Origin of the sequence: Coralliovum pocilloporae (genome assembly GCF_030845175.1) — a bacterium.
GTDB classification, from domain to species: Bacteria; Pseudomonadota; Alphaproteobacteria; order Rhizobiales; family Cohaesibacteraceae; genus Coralliovum; species Coralliovum pocilloporae.
Window position 1 is genome coordinate 1,908,626 of sequence record NZ_CP132542.1, and the last position, 15,400, is coordinate 1,924,025.

The window sequence follows — 15,400 nt, forward strand, 5'->3', positions numbered from 1 at the left end:
GCCATCCTGATCAGGAAACAGGCGATCTAACAGGCGTTGTGACACAGGCGATGCTATCTTTCTCTTTCGGGCTTATGCTTTGATAAGGGGCCCTTATATGGTTCCTTGCTTCTACATTTCATCGCGTGGCAGAAAAATCAAACAGTTTCATGGCAAATTCCTGTTATGGAGCATCAGGACGCGTGAGATGGCATTGTCAGCCTGTCACCTAATCTCTATGGTCGCTCCACATGAGAGAGGGACAAGATCAGATGGCGAATCCGGCAACGGGATCAGCCGAGATGCCGGATTGGCGGCGGGCAGCTGTTATGCTGATGCTGATGGCAATTGCCATGCAGATAGCCTTTGCCACCTGGTGGAACCTGCTGAACAATTTTGCCATCGAAGAGATCGGCTTCACTGGCCGTGAGATCGGAATTCAGCAGTCTATCCGCGAGATTCCCGGCTTCCTGGCCTTTACGGCAATTTTCCTGCTGCTGTTTATCCGCGAGCAGAGCTTTGCGCTTGTTTCTCTGGCCGTCATGGCCGTCGGCATCGCCGCCACTGGTTACTTCCCGACAATTGTCGGGCTCTATGTCACCACACTCATTATGTCCGTTGGTTTTCACTATTATGAGACGGCCCATCAGTCCCTGTCTTTGCAATGGCTGCCGCGCAGTGAAGCGCCGCGCGTCATGGGACGGATTGTCGGTATGGCATCTTTTGCCAAGCTCGGTGTGTTCGGCTTTATCTTTGTCGGCTGGAGTTATCTGGGGCTCGATTATTCCACTCTGTTCACCATGGCCGGTCTTGTCGCCCTGTTGATCGTTGTCTGGCTTGTCATGGCCTTTCCGGCTTTCAAGCAAACCGTACCCCAGCACAAGAAGCTCATTCTGCGGAAACGATACTGGCTCTATTACGCACTGACATTCATGAGCGGCGCGCGGCGGCAGATTTTCATCGTCTTCGCGGGCTTTCTGATGGTTGAGCGTTTTGGTTATGATGTGCACGAAATTGCTGGTCTGTTCATCATCAACAGTGCGTTCAGCATGGTCTTTTCACCGGTCATTGGCGAGCTTATTGCCCGGTTTGGCGAGCGCCGGATCCTGACGCTTGAATATATCGGTCTGATCGGAATTTTTACCGCCTATGCCTTCGTCTCCGACCCTTGGGTCGCTGCCAGTCTTTATGTTCTGGATCATGCCTTCTTTGCCATGGCTATTGCCATGAAGACCTATTTTCAGAAGATTGCAGATCCGGCTGACATTGCGCCGACCACGGGTGTTGCCTTCACCATCAACCATATTGCTGCGGTGATAATCCCGGTCATCTTCGGTCTGATCTGGCTGGTCAGTCCGGCAGCAGTGTTCCTGGCCGGTGCCGCGATGGCTGCTGTATCCCTTGCCCTGGCCCGTCTGGTCCCCATGGACCCTGATATGGGGCGTGAGACAATCGTACCCCGCCTTAATTCTGTACCAGCAGAATAGGCCTATAGCGCGCGTCCGAAATGCTGACGGGCTTTTCGGGTAACGCTTCAGATTGTGTTCGTATCCGGGCCGGCAATGGAACCGTCCGCCTCGAGGCCAGGATGCAAACCCTGTTCGTCGCAGACTTCCTTCAATGCGCGCAGGGCTTTCTGGACCTTGTGGTCATGGCGACGTCGAACATGGGTTGCCACATAGGTGCGCTGCTCGAAATCGGGCGCATCTTCCACCCGCATGAAGCCCTCATTTTCCACAAAATCATCAGCCAGCGCCTCGGGCAGATAGCAGGATCCGCCTTCACGGCGCAGCAGAGTGACGGCCATACTGCCGAGCCCGACGGCCAGTCTGCTGCGACAGAGGTCAGGCAGAAATTCCGAATGCTGCTTGTCAAAGGTTCCTGAATAGCTGACCCGAATATAGCGTTCCGGCGTCTGGTCTGACAGATGCGGGCTGTCTGAAGACACCATCACCATACGCTCGCGGAAAATCTCTTCATAAGAAATATCGGGGATATAGCGCGGCATATAGAGAAGGGCGATATCGAGATTGCCGAACATCAGGTCTGTGACCATCTGGTTCGAATAGTCCGCCTCAAGATAAATGGCTGTCGAGGGCAGGGCCACTTTCAGCTTGTCGACCCATTTCAGCAGAACCTGATCCATCAGGCTGACCTGGCTTGCAAAGCGCATCAGGCCGTCGAACTTGTCGAGAACGCCGATATCCTGCCGTGCCATAGTCCAGGACAGTTTGATCGAGCGGGCATAGTCAATAAACCTGCGCCCTGCAGGGGTGGCATGCGCGCCTCCGCGTCCCCGTTCAAACAGAACGGCCCCCACATGTTTTTCAAGAGACTGGACCCGGGCACTCACTGTGGACTGGGTGATGTTCAGACGTTCTGCAGTTCGGTTGAAGTTCTTCGTTTCCAGCAAGTCGAGGAACGTATCTATCCAGTCCAGTTGCATCAACAGTCTCCACTAGGAGTGTGGTTTCGCGATTGAAGAGGGCTATATAATGAAGAATATCGATTTACAATGCAAAACACAGCTCCGAGAAGGTATTTCGGTAGCGTATTTGTGTGACCTACCCGATGGGGTGGGCTTCAGCCCATTCGAAAGAGACAATTTCCTATCCTGTCGGAGCTTTTGCATGGTGTGGCCAACGCGTATGGTTTGAGACGTGTTCTCCTCAACACACGAACTGGACCCTGATTGTCATGGCACAATCCGATGACAGCATCGCCGGACTTCTTCAGGCTGCCACCGAATATGCGGCGGCGACGGCGGCGCATTGTATCCAGAACGGCGATGAGGACCATCTCGAAGACCGCGCCCGTGAGTCTATGGCCGTGGCTCTTGCGAAGATACCCGGCGCGACACGGCTGGTTCTTGGCGGTGGAGATGCGGGCTCAACCACGCTGGTCGACGGTGCTCTGCTTGGGCGGACTACTGATAGCGATCCATCCGGTGATCTGGCGATTGACCCGGCGGAGGGGACGACATTTCTGCAGCCGGGCCTGACCAATGCCATGGCTGTGGCGGCACTTGTGGAGCCGAACGGGTTCATGAATCCAGGCCCGGCTCTTTACATGGAAAAGCTGGTTCTGCCACCGGAAGCCAGAGGCAAGGTCGACCCTTCTGCTTCTGTTCCTGAGCGTCTGCAGCAATTGAGTGACGCTTTGAGGAAACCGGTCGCCCGGCTGACGGTCTATGTGCTTGAGAAAACACGCCACAATGCGCTGATAGATGCTGTCCGGTCAGCTGGCGCGTCTGTTGCTCTTTACCCGGCGGGAGACATAGCGGGCGCGCTTCTGGCAGGGGCTGGAGGCGGCGATATTGATGCGCTGATGGGCACAGGAGGAGTGCCTGAGGGGTTTCTGGCGGCTGCGGCAGTAAAGTGTCTGGGAGGAGAGTTTTTGGGTCGCATGGATCCCCAATTGCCAAGTGAGCATGCTGCAATGCGGGCGGAAGGGCGCTCGACAACGCAATGGCATGATCAGGACAAGCTGGTTCCGGGATATGTTCTGGGGTTCAGCGCGACGGGGATCACGTCGGGCCTACTGCTATCTGGCGCAACCGTTCAGCAAACAGAGGTAGCGCTTGAAACTCTGACCTTGTCTTCCGGACGGTCGAGCTGGGAAAAGCAGCCCTCTATCCTGTCCGCTTGGCCCGGGCAGGAAGGTCCGGGGGGCGCATGATGATTGCAGCAAAGCGGACCGGGCCGGTTATTCTCGGCATTGTTGGTGACTCAGGTGTGGGGAAAACCACTCTGGCACGCGGTATCGCCCGTATTCTGGGGCCTGAGCGTGTCACGATTTTCTCAATGGATGACTATCACCGCTACACCCGCGCCGAACGCTATGAGCGGCAGCTGAGCGCTTTGGAGCCCGATTGCAATCATCTGGATATCCTGACCCAGCATTTGAAACTGCTCAGGAAGGGAGAGGCTGTTCTCAAGCCGGTCTATGACCACACCAATGGTGAGCTGGTACGCCCGGAACTGATGCAGCCAGCGGACTTCATCATTGCTGAGGGGCTGCTCGGCTATGCCAGCCGCGAACTGCGTTCCTGCTATGACGTGAAAATCTTCCTTGAACCGGAGGAAGACCTGCGGCTGCGCTGGAAAATTCATCGGGACACCACCCAGCGCGGTTATTCCCAGTCGGATGTCCTGTCCATTCTCGAGCGGCGTCAGCGTGCGCGTGATACCTATATCGTTCCCCAGCGCCTGTTTGCGGATATTGTTATTCGGTTTGTCAGACCGGCAGTGGAGACAGGTCAGCAGGACGACCAGCTTGATGCATGCCATGTGTTGCGGCCAACACTCCCGCACCCGGATTTCACCAGCCTCCTCGACAGTATCCATGCGGATCGCGATATCCGTCTGCAACTGACACGGGACCATGGCAAACCGGTTGATCTTCTGGAAATCTCAGGGGGCATCTCTCCAGAGCGGGCTAGCGATATTGAGCGCTATCTGTGGAGTGAACTGCAGGATGCCAAGCCGGATCTGGATGATGTCGGGCTGTATGAGTCGAGCGTCGGAATGCGGGTCAGCCACCCGCTGGCACTGACACAGCTCTTTATTGCCATCCATATGATGAAAGCTGCACAGGGAGAATATGCGATCTGATGCAGCGATGTGTTCTGACCGATCGCCGTCTGGGTGATCGGTCATCTCGGTTGGGTCCCCTCATGGGCTGATGGACGGGACCTGAACGCTCCGGAGAACCCACTCCTCCGGAGACCGGGCCAGACGCGTTTCGTGTGAAGCGTGTCTGGCTCACTTCGAACGCTCGCTCAGGCGGACGTTCACCAACGGAAGGAACTTTCCGGTTATCTGTCTGTGTCTGCCGTCACAGGCAGAAATGCCGGACCGGTGAAGGCAGGATGACAAGCCCTGTCTTCGCCGTGCTTTTCGGGAATCTTGACCCTAGTGATGCGGAGCCTGATGCCAGCCGGTGTAAAGCATGGCCAGTCCCACCAGCACAATCAGCACAGCCGAGACATAGGGTGCCCGGTCCATGAAACGGTCGAACGCTCCCGATTTGGCCAGAACATAGTTCATGCCAATGGCAGCGGCGGATCCAACGGCAACCAGCATGACAGCCAGGCCGATCGAGAATCCGGCCACCAGTGTGACGCCAAGCCAGAACTGTTGCAGGTTCAGGCAGAGAATGAGAACGGTAATGGCGGCTGAGCAGGGAATAAGACCGCCGGTCAGACCGAACAGGATTGTCTGCCCCGTTGTCGCGGAACCATCACCAAACCGTTCTTCGATCTCGCGTGCATGGGCGCGTGCATGGGCGTCGTCATCCAGATGGTCATGCCCGTGAGAATGGTCGTGGTCATGTGAGTGATCGTGGTTGTGGCTATGCCCGTGATTGTGCCCATGACCATGATGATGTCCATGGCTGTGCGCTGCACGTTTTTTGGCTCTCCGCCATTGCTGAATGAAAATCCATGCGCCCATCACGATGATAATGCCGCCTGACGCCATCATGAAAACAGGCTCGAGCTCTTCACCAATCAGTTCATTGCCGAGGCTGAGGGCAATAAGCGCAAGAATCCAGACAATCGCTGTATGGGAAAGGGCTGCCGAGAGGCCCAGCAGGATAGCCTGACTGACCGTGCCGCGCACAGCGATGATAAAGGCCGCCATCATGGTTTTGGAATGGCCGGGCTCAAGGCCGTGCAATGCACCAAGAACAATGGCCGCAGCCATCAGAAAAACGGGAGAAACAGAACCAGACTGGATCAGCGAGGTGAGATCCATAGCAGATTTCCTTAGAGGTATTTCGAGATTGCCTTGAACTCATCCAGTGCCGATCTGCCTTCGTCCCGCAGTCGGTCACTGTCTCCAAGACAATGATCGATATGGTCGTGAATGAGGGTGCGTTTGGCATTGGCAATGGCACGTTCAACCGCATGCATCTGCTGTGCAACGTCCGCGCAGGGACGATCATCCTCCATCATCGATATGATCTTGCGAAGATGGCCTTCCGCCCGCTTCAGCCGCTTGATGATATCCCCATGGGATTGATGCCGCATGTCCTGCTCCAATGCTGGGGCGCGGTCCCGATCATGGATGCGCCCTGTCCTCGTCCCGATTTGGGTCCCGACGGATCGATTGCAGATGGCTGAGCCATCAAATCAGGCGCTTCTGTAATCTCATCAAAGGCTTCTGATGAAGCCAAAGCAAAGACCGAAACGTTCCGCTCGCAATCCGCCATATCCTATCCTGGGGGAGGGGATAAAAGCAATGAGACCTCGATCACATTTTGTGTGAGGAGACGTCGATGGGTGGAGAGTCGGAGTTTATGGGTCTGAATCTTGGAACTGCAGAAGAATTGCGTCTCTCAGATGTCCGGTCTGAAGTCCTGGAAAATATCAGGCCGTGTCCGCAGCATGGCGACACTTGGGCTGGAGTTCTTCAATCCTGCCATCTTGCAGCTTCAGGGTTCTGGTGCCGATACGGGTTCGGAAATGGGGGTCATGGGAAATGACGACCATGGCCTGCGGCAGATTGCAGAGGATATCCACCAGATGCTCGGTGGTTCCTTCATCCAGCGCGTTTGTCGGCTCGTCCAGCAACAGGACATCCGGCTTCATCGCCAGAACGGATGCAAGGGAAACCAGGCGTTTTTCTCCGCCGGACAGTTTGTGTGTCACGCGGTCACGAAACTTGCCCAGATTGAGCTGATTGAGGGTTTCTTCCACAATAGCCAGTGCTTCTTCCCGCGACTTGCCAAGGTTTAGTGGGCCGAAGGCGATATCATCAGCCACAGTCGGGCAGAAGAGCTGGTCATCAGGGTCCTGAAAGACGAGACCCGCCCGCTGACGGACCTCGCGGAAATCAGCTTCAGTTCCGCGGATTTTGCCGAAGGCTTCAACAGTTCCGGACTGAGGTTGAATCAGGCCGACCATGATGTGGAACAGAGTGCTTTTCCCCGCACCGTTATGGCCGGTAAGACACAGACGCTCACCACCAACGAGCGCGAATTTGGCGCCGGTCAGGACGGTATGGCCATCCGGGTAGGAATAATGGATATCGGCGAGATTAAAAAGAACGTCCAAAGCCGACCTCCATGAGGATAAGCCCGATCAGTGCCATGACGGACAGCGCTGCGAAAGAATAGTCGCGCGGATGCAGGTGCATGGAATCGAGCAGGTAGAATTTTCCGGAAAAGCCCCGACATTTCATCGCTTGAAGGATACGCTCTGACCGCTCCAGTGAACGCACAAGCAGCATGCCGATAAGATAGCCGAAGGACCGATAGGTATGCAGGGAATTCCTGGCCTTGAAGGCCCGGGCCCGCATAGCCAGACGAAGGCGCTGATACTCCTGCTGGATAACGTCAATATAGCGGACCGTAAACAGTAGCAGATGGATCAGGCTTTCCGGCACACGCAGCCGATAGAGCGCATGGCCAAAAATGACCGCATCCATGGTGCCGACCAGTGTCAGCATCATCAACACCACTGCATTGGCTGTCAGGGCAATTTCAGACGCCCGATAGAAACCTTCAAGACTGGCCGGATAGCCGAACAGGGTGAAGAGCTCTGTGCCTGGCATGGTAAAGGGCAGGGTTGCCAGCATGAAGATGATGAAGCTGTCCATGGTAATCATGCGCTTCAGGGTCCGCCGCATGGGCAGGCGGGAACCAAAAAGAGCCATAAAAGACAGACCCAGCGCCATAAACAGCGCCGGGAAACTGTCAAGCGCCACGGTCACGAAGGAGAATGCCACGCAGGTCACAATCCGCAGACGGGGATCGGCACCGCCGATTAGTCCGGCAGGGCCGATAAGCCGTCTCGCGTCCTGTGACATGGCGTGACCCATGATCAGGCCTTTCCGCTGTTCTGGTCAGCCAGCTTTCGCCGGGCTGCTAGATAAAAACCAACGCCGAACAGGCCGACAATATAGCCGATACCGCCGAGAACCCTTTGCAGGTCCAGCTTGTCCTGGAAACTCTGCAGTTCCTTGCGCAAGGGCCTGACACCCTTTGCAACAGCCTTGGCAATCGCTGCTTCCAGCTCTTCCTTGTTCACGGCTGCTGAGGCGGAATTATTAGGTTCGCCAGTTTCTGTTGTTGCAGGGCCTGATGTGGTGGAGGCTTGCTGTTGGGGGGTAGATCCCGCCTTCAGGCTTTCCGGCATTTCATCAACAGTCAGCGTGCCATTGGCCACATGCCCCTGTCCGAGATTGGATGTAAAGACATGGTCAATCCGGATTGTCGGTTTGAAAATGAAAATGCCTTCATCATCGGTTTTGGTTTCGCCCAGTTTCTTTCCGGACGAATCAAAAACCTCGACGAGCACATTCTTCGCCATATCTCCGTTGGAAAAGCCGACTTCCCCTTCGATATGATCTCCTTCCGCGTAAAGCCCGATAATGACTTTATGGGCCAGGGCAGGTGTGAGCATGGAAAGGGAGAAGCAGGCGACCAGGGCCAGGCGTGCAAAAAACTGAAAGAGTGTCATGAGGATCGCCCCGCAGTTGGAATGGAGGCCGACAGAAGTTCCGGCTTGACCTTGCGGACCAGAAGAATAGCTGCACCGGTCAAAAGACCCTCGATAATCATTACGGGAATATGGGCGAAGAAAGCAAGCTTGGCTGCAGGAATCAGCTCTTCACCGGAAAAAGCCAGACTGATACCGACAAACAGGGCTGTCAGCCCGATGGCCAGCGCCCCTGCAATACCGCCTGAGATCATGGCAATCTTCAGATTGGGAGAGGAGATGCCACGGCGGCAGATTGCAGCTGCAATAACTGCTGACAACGCAATATTGGCTGCATTGACGCCGAGAACGGTAACGCCGCCAAATCCGAAGAACACGGCCTGTAGCAGAAGGCCCACAAAAAGCGCGGGAAAGGCGGCCCAACCGAGAATAACACCTGCCATGCCGTTCATGATCAGGTGCACGCTGGACGGACCAAGCGGCACATGCACAAGAGACGCCACAAAGAATGTGGCGCTCAGAATGCCCGTAGCCGGAATGCGCTCCATATCAAGCTTTCGGAGCCCAAGTGCCAGGCCGGCGGCGGTGATGATACCGCCCCCGATCAGGACTTCTGTTGAAAGTGCTCCGTCAACGATATGCATTAGGGTCAAAACTCATTGTTTACGTCCATTCCGCGATAGTCATTTTTTCGTCCGGCGCTCTTGTTTCTGCCCATTCTGTACGTCCCAGATGAACAGAATGGGCATGAGCAATGAGTCTTGACCCTAGGCTCTATTCCATATCGTAGGCGCGGATCCAGATAACTGCATCCTGGGAAAGTTCCTTGCCTTCATGTTCCTTGACAGGACCAGAGCCAAGAGCGGCAAAGCCCCAGAAACCGGCTTTTGGAACGCCGAAGGAGAACATGCCGTTTTCGTCGGTCACAAGAGCAACGGCACCGCCCGGAGGAGGCGTAACTGTTGCCGGTTTGGCCGCATTGGTTTCCATATCCGGCTCAGCAGCCATGTACTCGATTTCGAGCTCGGCATTGGCGACCGGCTTGCCGTCTGCCAGAACCTGACCGGTAAAGGTGGAACCGGCAAGAATGTTGGTTGGCTTTACAAGCGGCACGATTTCGGTCTTAAGGCCGAGGGCAGAATTCCAGTCAGTCGGCACACCGCCCTTGTTCACAAAGCTTTTTGTGATCTGCTGAATGTAGATGTCTTCGCTGCCTTCATAATAGGGAGCCGGCTCGACGACGAAGATATAGTCGCCGTTGCGCTTGACCTTGGCAGATGCTTCAAAAGCAGCGGCATCATTGGTCGGGCCCTTGAAGGAGATCGGCTTAACAGCGCCCAGAAGGTCGGTCTTCTTGCCTTTGTGGATGACAAAAAAGGCTTCCGGCTGGCCCATATCCATCACATGGCCTGCTTCATACGGATGCCAGAAGATGAGCTTGAACGGAACGTCGCCAGCTTTTTCGAGATTGACTTCCGGTGTGTAGACAAGCTGGAAATGGGCTGCAGCAGACACTGTGCCTGCGATAAGTACGGCGGTTGTGGCCGCCAGGATTTTCTTCAACATGTAAGGTCTCCATGAGCTCACGAGGGAGCGGAAAACAATGGAGACGCTCGGGGACTTCAAAGGCCAAAGACGCATACGACTGGTGTCAGGCAATGCCGCCTTTAGACCTGACGCTCACCCCGGCGTCGGGACACCATCGATGAACGCCCGCATTTGGTCGCGATCATCGGTTGACGGCAGGTCTCCTGGCTTGCGGGTCATGCGAGCGGTTCGCCTTCCCGGACAAAGATCTGTCCAGTGGCTTTATGAACCGTCGTAGTCGCTTACAGTTGCGGGGGCAGCTGAGGATTTGGCCGGAGGCCGCACCACATTCCCTATTAATCTACGGAACCGTCAGCGACGGGATGTAGCACTGGATTGCCGTAAGCGCAATTCAGATATGCCACGGTTATGACAAATTTTCCCCATTCGGATGATTGCGGATTGCAATCTGCATGAAACCTCGTGATGATGAGTACGTTAGGTGCTGCGATTCACCCACAAGATGTGTCGCAGATAATTGGGAAGCCGGTGATGCGTATGCTAAGTCCGGCACTGCCCCCGCAACGGTGATAGAGTTGCGCGTAACCAAGGCCACTGGGATGTCTGTCCTGGGAAGGTGTTACGCAGGTTCAGATGTCATCTGACCGCTCTTCAGTCCGGAAACCAGCCTGATGAAACCGGCATGCCTGATGGTGTGCCTTGGCTACCGAATCGCGGAGGGCGATTGCAGGGGCGATTTGGTGGCTCAGGCCATCCGGCGTCCATCTGACAACTCCCCGCGAACATACCACAGCAGGCTGGAGCCTGTACGAAAGGATACTGGTATGGACGCGACAGACCTGAATTCCATAAATGGCCGAATGACCGGCATGCGGAGACGATCAGCCAGATCCTCCCGCAGAGAGAGAAGAGAGCGGACGCATTATGGCCGGTCAGACCAGGCCGGTCTGGCGCTGGGGCTCTGGCTGGCAAGTCTGCCTGATCACGTCAATCCTGTAGAAGCGGCGCGGGCACTTCTGAAAGAAGCCGGTCCTGACGCGTCCGGGCCAGTTGCCGAGCTCATGGAGCAGGTGGCCAGTATGCCGCTCGACTGGCGCGCCACATCGCAGCCTGCAGAGCGACGAGCTCTTATGAACTGAGAGTGTGGAGTATTTTGGGGGCAAGACTCCAATCTGAAAACGGGAGTGCATGGCGCTCCCGTTTTTGTGTTTGAGGGATACGGCGCGGCGCGATAGATCGTGATACTTATGTAGATCACTGATAAATCTCTGAAAAATATAGCTTCTGAAAATCCCGATGATGTGTGCGGCCTAGTGTTCTTGTTGCAAGTCATTCGCAAAAAAGTGTGATCTGCTCTTGCAGTTGCGAATTATTTGCATTAAAGATCCAGGATCGAAGTTCAGAAGTGAGAATGCGTTGATGCGTCGTCTGTCTGTCTTGATTGTTGCTGTTCTGATGATGGTTATGCCAGCCCATGCGGGCAAGCTGAACATTGTCACCACGGTCGGGATGATCGGTGATCTGGTATCCGAAGTTGCCGGAAACCGGGCGGATGTCAGCACGTTGATCGGCGAGGGTGTCGATCCGCATTCCTATCGCACCACCCGCAGCGATGTGATCCTGTTGGGGCGGGCGGATGTGATCATTCACAACGGCCTCTATCTGGAAGCCCAGATGGAGGAGCTGCTTCATAAACTGGCGAAGAAAAAGCCGGTCATCGCGCTGGGAGAAACCCTGCCGAAGGAGCAGCTGTTTGCCAGTGATGAATATCCTGACAAGTTTGATCCACATATCTGGATGAGCCCTGCTCTCTGGAAGGAAGCAGCGGAGAATGCCCGCGACGAACTGATCCGCCTTGATCCGGAGGGCGAGTCGGAATTTCGCAAAAATGCTGCAGCCTACATCACGAGACTGGATGCTCTGTCCGATTATGTAAAACGCTCGGCCCTGTCGGTTCCGGAAAACAGCCGCGTGCTGGTCACAGCTCACGATGCCTTTGGCTATTTCGGCAAGGCCTATGGCTTCGAGGTGCTTGGTATTCAGGGTATCTCCACCCAGAGCGAGGCCGGGCTGCTGCGGATCGAAGAGCTGGTCAATCTGCTGGTCGAGCGCAGGGTTTCAGCGGTTTTCGTGGAAAGCTCCGTATCCGAGCGCAATATCAGGGCGCTGGTCGAGGGAGCTGCCGCCCGTGGGCACAAGGTCATTGTGGGTGGTGAGCTGTTCTCAGATGCCATGGGTGCGCCTGGGACTTATGAAGGCACCTATATCGGTATGCTGGATCACAATGCCACGGTGATTTCCCGTGCACTTGGCGGTAATGCTCCAGCGCGCGGATTGAACAATCGCCTCGGGGCCGGGAGCTGATCATGTCTGGAGCCTCTGTGGAACTGATTGCTGATCATGGGGTCATTGCCCCGCGTCTGGACCCGAAAAGCCCGTTTGCGGTCAATGGTCTGACCGTTGCCTATCACCGTAAGCCTGTTCTCTGGAATGTGTCTTTCTCGGCACCTGCCGGAAAACTGGTTGCGATTGTCGGCCCGAACGGCGCCGGGAAGTCCACTTTCCTCAAAGCGTCACTTGGTCTGATCCCGCGTATTTCCGGTGATGTAAGTGTGTTCGGCAGCGCGTTTGACCAGGCCCGCCGCCAGATCGGTTACGTCCCGCAGCGATCCTCTGTCGACTGGGATTTTCCCTCAACGGCTCTGGATGTTGTGCTGATGGGGCTGTATGGCGAAATCGGCTGGTTCCGCTGGGTTGGCCGGTCCCATCGCCGGAAGGCCATGGATTATCTGAAACTGGTTGAGATGGAAGAATTCGCTGACCGTCAGATCGGGCAATTGTCCGGCGGCCAGCAGCAGCGTATTTTCCTGGCACGTGCTCTTGCCCAGAATGCTGATGTCTATTTCATGGATGAACCGTTTGCCGGTGTTGATGCGGCAACCGAACGGGCCATCATCACAGTCCTGCGCAAGTTGGTGGATGATGGCAAGACGGTGATCTGCGTTCACCATGATCTTGAAACCGTACCGGACTATTTCGATCATGTGCTTCTGCTCAGTGGTCAGACCATTGCCGATGGTTCTGTCCGCGATGTGTTCACCCCCGATAACCTGCAGAAGGCCTATGGTGGCCGTCTGGCCGAGACACAGTTGAACGCCCTGCGTCACTCAGCCGAACTGTAAGCCGGAGCTGATCCCATGAAGTTGATCTCATGAGGCCGATCCTATGAGTGCTGTCTGGGGAACGTTCTGGTCTGCCTTCTTCATGCAGGCCGGATACAACACCGTTCTGGTCTCTGTCGGGGCGGCACTGCTGGGAGCTGGTGCCGGGGCTATCGGGGTTTTTGTCCTGTTGCGCAAGCGGGCGCTTGTTTCTGACGCGATCAGTCATGCAACATTGCCCGGCGTGGCAATTGCTTTCCTCATCGGTACAGCCTTGTTTGGTGACGGACGCAGTCTGCCGCTGCTTCTGGCCGGTGCAGCCGCATCCGCTGCCATCGGGGTTTTGAGTGTTGAGTGGATCAAGAACAACACGCGGCTGACCGAAGACGCTTCCATTGGCACAGTGCTGTCGACCTTTTTCGCTCTTGGCATTGTGCTGCTGACCATTATCCAGGCCATGCCAACCGGAGGGCAGGCCGGCATGGAAGGGTTTCTTCTTGGTGCAACAGCAGGTCTGCTGAAGAGTGAGGCCGTTCTGATTGCCGTGGCTTCCTTTGTGGTCTTCTTGATCATCCTTGCCTCTATGAAGGAATTCGGCCTGGTCTGTTTTGACCCCGACTATGCAACAGCGCGAGGCTGGTCATCCCGTCGCATTGATCTTGCCATGCTGGGCCTGCTTCTGGCTGTCGTGGTGATCGGGCTGAAAACTGTTGGGCTGATCCTGATCATTGCCCTGGCCATTATTCCACCGGTGGCGGCGCGCTTCTGGACAGACCGCTTACCGCCCATGGTGGCGATTTCATCCGGTCTGGGGGCTGTGGGCTCTTATACAGGAGCCGTCATCTCCTCAACAGCACCGGACCTGCCGACCGGAGGCGTGATTGTGCTGGTGCTGTTCGCACTGTTCGTTCTGTCGCTGCTGTTCGCACCGCACCGGGGTGTTCTTGCGGCCTTGATCCGGCACCGTCGGTTCCAGCGTGTGGTGCATGAACGTCAGGGGCTTCTGGCACTGGCACGCGGAGAACCGATCTTCGATACCATGACACGCTGGGTCCTGCGCCGGTCCCGCTATATCCGCCGGGATGGAACACCAACCCTGGAGGGTCGTGGTGCGGCGGCGCGGATGGTTCGCGATCAGGCTCTGTGGAACAGGTACCGTGAGGATTACCCGGAAGAGGCGCTTGTGATGGATGACTGGTCGCTCCGCCCGATAGAGGAAGTGCTGCCGCGCGATCTGATCTCAGAGCTGGAAGCCCGGCTGACCGTGCAGGAGCTGCCCGCATGAGCCTTGAGATTTTCCTGCAGTTCGACCTTCCCTCCATTCTGCTCGGTGTCCTGGCAGCACTGTCCTGTGGTCTGCTTGGCAATTATCTGGTGCTGAGACGACAGAGCCTGATGGGCGATACGATAAGCCACGTGGTTTTGCCCGGTATCGTTGTCGGTTTTCTCGTGACCGGCACAACAGGCACCTGGCCGATGATGCTGGGTGCGGCGCTGGCGGCTCTGGTCTCAGTGGGCCTGATTGAAGTTATCCGGCGTGTGGGCAATGTGGAGCCAGGAGCGGCCATGGGGGTGGTGTTTACCACCATGTTTGCAGCGGGCGTGGTTCTGCTGGAGCAAAGCGACACATCCGCGGTGCATCTGGATGTGGAACATGCCCTCTATGGCAATCTGGAAAGCGCCGTATGGCTGTCTGCATCCAGCTGGTCGGACCTGCTAAACCCGGAAGTGCTCAAGGATCTGCCTGATGCTGTGCATCGTCTGGCTCTGGTGACAGCCTGTGTGCTCATCTTCATCCTGGCTTTTTTTAAGGAACTGAAGCTGACGAGTTTTGATCCGGGACTGGCGGACAGCCTGGGCATCTCATCCCGGAAGCTCGGTTTTGCCCTCACATTCATGACGGCTGTTGCAGCCGTCGCCGCCTTTGATGCTGTGGGCTCCATTCTGGTCATTGCCATGTTTATCTGCCCGGCCGCGACCGCACGAATGCTGACGGATCGCCTGTCGCGACAATTGGTGATCAGCGGTGTGGTCTCGGTGTTCAGCGGAATAAGCGGTTATGGGCTGGCAGCGTTCGGTCCCCTGTTGCTGGGGTTCGATCATTCGGTGTCTGCCGCAGGTATGATCGCTCTGGTGGCCGGGCTTTGTCAGGTGCTGGCCATGGTGTTTGCCCCCCGTTACGGGGTTGTGCCGCGTCGCCGGGCCCAGCGTCGTCATACCAGTTTGATGACTGACTGATATCCTGACAGCTGATGACAGAGAGGCTTTG

General features: G+C 56.1%; 16 protein-coding genes and 2 riboswitches. Of the genes, 8 read left to right on the plus strand and 8 right to left on the minus strand.

The genetic code is table 11. The features are described 5' to 3' along the window. The first annotated feature begins 251 nt into the window (after window positions 1-251). Window positions 252-1,466: an MFS transporter gene (locus RA157_RS08870; RefSeq protein ID WP_350336096.1), complete on the plus strand. Its 1,215-nt coding sequence runs from the start codon at window positions 252-254 to the stop codon at window positions 1,464-1,466. Between the two features lie 47 nt (window positions 1,467-1,513). Here RA157_RS08870 and RA157_RS08875 read toward each other — a convergent pair whose 3' ends face one another. After that, on the minus strand, window positions 1,514-2,425 hold the full coding sequence (locus RA157_RS08875; protein ID WP_350336097.1) for a LysR family transcriptional regulator: 912 nt from the start codon (window positions 2,423-2,425) through the stop codon (window positions 1,514-1,516). Window positions 2,426-2,676: 251 nt separating this feature from the next. Here RA157_RS08875 and RA157_RS08880 point away from each other — a divergent pair, with 251 nt between their 5' ends. Further along, a complete protein-coding gene (locus tag RA157_RS08880) occupies window positions 2,677-3,657 on the plus strand; it encodes a fructose-bisphosphatase class II (RefSeq protein ID WP_350336098.1) in 981 nt (326 codons plus the stop codon). Next, the gene (locus tag RA157_RS08885; RefSeq protein ID WP_350336099.1) at window positions 3,654-4,592 is read left to right on the plus strand and encodes a phosphoribulokinase; all 939 of its coding nucleotides are present in this window, start codon (window positions 3,654-3,656) and stop codon (window positions 4,590-4,592) included. The genes RA157_RS08880 and RA157_RS08885 overlap by 4 nt, the downstream gene beginning before the upstream one ends. A 300-nt stretch (window positions 4,593-4,892) precedes the next feature. Here RA157_RS08885 and RA157_RS08890 read toward each other — a convergent pair whose 3' ends face one another. The 7 genes from RA157_RS08890 to RA157_RS08920 all read right to left on the minus strand — a co-directional run bounded on the left by RA157_RS08890 (window position 4,893) and on the right by RA157_RS08920 (window position 9,988). Further along, window positions 4,893-5,735, minus strand: coding sequence for a nickel/cobalt efflux transporter (locus tag RA157_RS08890; RefSeq protein ID WP_350336100.1), 843 nt, complete (start codon window positions 5,733-5,735; stop codon window positions 4,893-4,895). A gap of 11 nt (window positions 5,736-5,746) precedes the next feature. Then, window positions 5,747-6,010 carry a metal-sensing transcriptional repressor gene (locus tag RA157_RS08895; RefSeq protein WP_350336101.1) on the minus strand — a complete coding sequence of 88 codons (264 nt, stop codon included), beginning with the start codon at window positions 6,008-6,010 and terminating at the stop codon, window positions 5,747-5,749. A gap of 339 nt (window positions 6,011-6,349) precedes the next feature. Continuing rightward, entirely contained in the window at window positions 6,350-7,036 is a 687-nt protein-coding gene (locus tag RA157_RS08900; RefSeq protein ID WP_350336102.1) for an energy-coupling factor ABC transporter ATP-binding protein, read from the minus strand. Next, window positions 7,020-7,790, minus strand: coding sequence for a cobalt ECF transporter T component CbiQ (cbiQ, locus tag RA157_RS08905; RefSeq protein WP_350336103.1), 771 nt, complete (start codon window positions 7,788-7,790; stop codon window positions 7,020-7,022). Before cbiQ ends, RA157_RS08900 begins: the two co-directional genes overlap by 17 nt. A gap of 14 nt (window positions 7,791-7,804) precedes the next feature. Further along, window positions 7,805-8,443: a NikL family nickel/cobalt ECF transporter subunit gene (locus tag RA157_RS08910; protein WP_350336104.1), complete on the minus strand. Its 639-nt coding sequence runs from the start codon at window positions 8,441-8,443 to the stop codon at window positions 7,805-7,807. Next, a complete protein-coding gene (gene cbiM, locus RA157_RS08915) occupies window positions 8,440-9,066 on the minus strand; it encodes a cobalt transporter CbiM (protein ID WP_350336105.1) in 627 nt (208 codons plus the stop codon). Before cbiM ends, RA157_RS08910 begins: the two co-directional genes overlap by 4 nt. Window positions 9,067-9,196: 130 nt before the next feature. Further along, a complete protein-coding gene (locus RA157_RS08920) occupies window positions 9,197-9,988 on the minus strand; it encodes a DUF4198 domain-containing protein (RefSeq protein ID WP_350336106.1) in 792 nt (263 codons plus the stop codon). Window positions 9,989-10,146: 158 nt separating this feature from the next. After that, window positions 10,147-10,337: riboswitch (cobalamin riboswitch) on the minus strand. 95 nt (window positions 10,338-10,432) lie between these two features. After that, window positions 10,433-10,656: riboswitch (cobalamin riboswitch) on the plus strand. A gap of 138 nt (window positions 10,657-10,794) precedes the next feature. On the opposite strand from RA157_RS08920, the gene RA157_RS08925 reads away from it, so the two are divergent. The 5 genes from RA157_RS08925 (at window position 10,795) to RA157_RS08945 (ending at window position 15,369) form a co-directional block, all read left to right on the plus strand. Continuing rightward, window positions 10,795-11,109, plus strand: a complete 315-nt coding sequence (locus tag RA157_RS08925) for a hypothetical protein (RefSeq protein ID WP_350336107.1) — start codon at window positions 10,795-10,797, stop codon at window positions 11,107-11,109. Between the two features lie 280 nt (window positions 11,110-11,389). Beyond that, window positions 11,390-12,334 carry a metal ABC transporter solute-binding protein, Zn/Mn family gene (locus RA157_RS08930; protein WP_350336108.1) on the plus strand — a complete coding sequence of 315 codons (945 nt, stop codon included), beginning with the start codon at window positions 11,390-11,392 and terminating at the stop codon, window positions 12,332-12,334. Between the two features lie 2 nt (window positions 12,335-12,336). Further along, window positions 12,337-13,152 (plus strand): metal ABC transporter ATP-binding protein, encoded by an 816-nt coding sequence (locus RA157_RS08935; RefSeq protein ID WP_350336109.1) that lies wholly within the window; start codon window positions 12,337-12,339, stop codon window positions 13,150-13,152. A 43-nt stretch (window positions 13,153-13,195) separates the two neighbouring features. Then, window positions 13,196-14,416, plus strand: a complete 1,221-nt coding sequence (locus RA157_RS08940; protein ID WP_350336110.1) for a metal ABC transporter permease — start codon at window positions 13,196-13,198, stop codon at window positions 14,414-14,416. Then, window positions 14,413-15,369 carry a metal ABC transporter permease gene (locus tag RA157_RS08945; protein WP_350336111.1) on the plus strand — a complete coding sequence of 319 codons (957 nt, stop codon included), beginning with the start codon at window positions 14,413-14,415 and terminating at the stop codon, window positions 15,367-15,369. Before RA157_RS08940 ends, RA157_RS08945 begins: the two co-directional genes overlap by 4 nt. Window positions 15,370-15,400 lie beyond the last annotated feature (31 nt).

What these genes read in the sequence shown, in the direction of transcription:
- RA157_RS08925 (WP_350336107.1), top strand. Translation starts at nt 10,795, where the DNA reads ATGGACGCGACAGACCTGAATTCCATAAATGGCCGAATGACCGGCATG.
- RA157_RS08920 (WP_350336106.1), bottom strand. Translation starts at nt 9,988, where the DNA reads ATGTTGAAGAAAATCCTGGCGGCCACAACCGCCGTACTTATCGCAGGC.
- cbiQ (WP_350336103.1), bottom strand. Translation starts at nt 7,790, where the DNA reads ATGTCACAGGACGCGAGACGGCTTATCGGCCCTGCCGGACTAATCGGC.
- RA157_RS08930 (WP_350336108.1), top strand. Translation starts at nt 11,390, where the DNA reads ATGCGTCGTCTGTCTGTCTTGATTGTTGCTGTTCTGATGATGGTTATG.
- RA157_RS08885 (WP_350336099.1), top strand. Translation starts at nt 3,654, where the DNA reads ATGATGATTGCAGCAAAGCGGACCGGGCCGGTTATTCTCGGCATTGTT.
- cbiM (WP_350336105.1), bottom strand. Translation starts at nt 9,066, where the DNA reads ATGCATATCGTTGACGGAGCACTTTCAACAGAAGTCCTGATCGGGGGC.
- RA157_RS08870 (WP_350336096.1), top strand. Translation starts at nt 252, where the DNA reads ATGGCGAATCCGGCAACGGGATCAGCCGAGATGCCGGATTGGCGGCGG.
- RA157_RS08940 (WP_350336110.1), top strand. Translation starts at nt 13,196, where the DNA reads ATGAGTGCTGTCTGGGGAACGTTCTGGTCTGCCTTCTTCATGCAGGCC.
- RA157_RS08935 (WP_350336109.1), top strand. Translation starts at nt 12,337, where the DNA reads ATGTCTGGAGCCTCTGTGGAACTGATTGCTGATCATGGGGTCATTGCC.
- RA157_RS08880 (WP_350336098.1), top strand. Translation starts at nt 2,677, where the DNA reads ATGGCACAATCCGATGACAGCATCGCCGGACTTCTTCAGGCTGCCACC.
- RA157_RS08890 (WP_350336100.1), bottom strand. Translation starts at nt 5,735, where the DNA reads ATGGATCTCACCTCGCTGATCCAGTCTGGTTCTGTTTCTCCCGTTTTT.
- RA157_RS08895 (WP_350336101.1), bottom strand. Translation starts at nt 6,010, where the DNA reads ATGCGGCATCAATCCCATGGGGATATCATCAAGCGGCTGAAGCGGGCG.
- RA157_RS08910 (WP_350336104.1), bottom strand. Translation starts at nt 8,443, where the DNA reads ATGACACTCTTTCAGTTTTTTGCACGCCTGGCCCTGGTCGCCTGCTTC.
- RA157_RS08945 (WP_350336111.1), top strand. Translation starts at nt 14,413, where the DNA reads ATGAGCCTTGAGATTTTCCTGCAGTTCGACCTTCCCTCCATTCTGCTC.
- RA157_RS08875 (WP_350336097.1), bottom strand. Translation starts at nt 2,425, where the DNA reads ATGCAACTGGACTGGATAGATACGTTCCTCGACTTGCTGGAAACGAAG.